This is a genomic window from Kitasatospora sp. NPDC041917, assembly GCF_055589745.1.
On record NZ_JBVJBI010000115.1, the window covers coordinates 1 to 1,553 of the forward strand.

At 72.1% G+C, this 1,553-nt stretch carries 1 protein-coding gene; it reads right to left on the bottom strand.

Features of this window, described 5'->3' with window-relative positions; all coding sequences use genetic code 11:
- On the bottom strand, positions 1–1,553 hold a 1,553-nt coding region (locus tag ACZ6EM_RS40405), incomplete at both ends, for a M4 family metallopeptidase (RefSeq protein WP_465774682.1).

The following is a 1,553-nucleotide window of genomic DNA, read 5'->3' on the forward strand; positions in this document are numbered from 1 at the left end:
GCGGAGGCGTTGAGGGTGAGGGTGGCGGAGGAGCCGGCCTGGACGGTGGAGGGGTTGAGGCTCGCGGTGACGCCGGTGGGGAGGCCGGAGGCGGTGAGGGTGACGGTCTGGGCGGTGCCGGAGGTCACGGTGGTTGCGACGGTGGCGGTGGTGGAGGCGCCGGGCCGGACGGAGCCGGAGGCCGGGCCGAGGGAGAGCGAGAAGTCGTTGCCGCCGTTGTTGGTGCAGGTGGGGTCGCCGGTCTGGGCGGGGACGCCGACGGCGTCCCAGGCGGCCTTGGCGCGGTTGAAGAAGGTGCAGGTGGGGTCGAGGTTCTTGGCGGCGGTCAGGGTGGCGGTGCGGTAGCGCTTGTAGGTCATGCCGCTGGTCTTGAGGAGCATGCCGCCGTAGAAGACCCGGCCGGCGTCCTTGATGCCGATGCCGGTGACGGAGGAGTTGTTGCAGGTGGGGCTGGTGGGTTTGCCGCCGCCGGGGGCCGAGCCCTCGGCGAGGAGGTAGAACCAGTGGTTGAGCGGGCCGGCCGCGGCGTGTTCCTCGGTGTTCGGGATGGACGCCGAGTAGCAGTTGGGGTTGTTGCCGACCAGGGAGGGGTTGTACATGTTGCGGATCGGGCCGCTGCCGACGAGGTCGACCGTCTCGCCGACGGTGTAGTCCGGGGAGTCGTAGGGGGCGGGTTCGTTGGTGTAGGCCTCGGTGAGGGCGCCCATGATGTCGCCGGTGGCCTCGCCCAGGCCGGACTCGTTGTTGGCGCCGCCGGGGGTGTACTGGTCGATGCCGTGGCCGAACTCGTGGCCGACGACGTCGATGGAGGCGATCCACTTGTTGGCCTGGCTGTGGCCGATGGATATGGTGCTGCCGTCCCAGTAGGCGTTGACGTCGCCCAGGCCGACCTTGACGGGCCAGCTGCCGCCGTTGCCGTTGTGGCCGTTGCGCCCCAGCCAGTCGCGGAGCATGTCCCATTCCTTCTGGGCCGCGAACATCGCGTCGCCGCAGCCGGTCTCCTTGCTGGAGGCGCTGCCGGTGCCCCAGGAGTCGCTCGACTTGGAGAAGACCTGGCCGGTGCCGTAGTCGGCGCACGACAGGCCGGGGCGGTTCGGGTCGCGCAGCGTGTAGGAGCCGCCCGAGCCGGTGGTGGCGATCGTGGGCGAGGGGCCGTTCCACTCGCTGTTCAGGGTGCCCGCGTGGACGTCGTCGTAGCTGTCGGCGACCTCGCCGGTGGTGGCGTCGACGAACACGTGCAGGCGGCTGGGGGCGGCGCCCTTGTGGCCGGTGAGGACGGTCTCCCAGGCCAGGCGGCTGTTGCCGTCCTTGACCCGCACCACCAGGCGGCGCGACTCGACCGTGTCGACGGAGGCCAGCTCGGTGCGGGCGGTCCTCTCCGCCTGCTCCGCGCCGATCCGCGCGGTGGTGGAGGTGCCGACGGGGCCGGTGGCGGCGGACTGCAGGGCGCGGACCGTGCCCCGGGAGTCGGCGAGGACGACCGCGTCGCCGCCGGCCACGGGCAGCCCGCGGTAGCTGCGCTCGTAGGCCACGGAGTAGAGGCCGCCCACCCA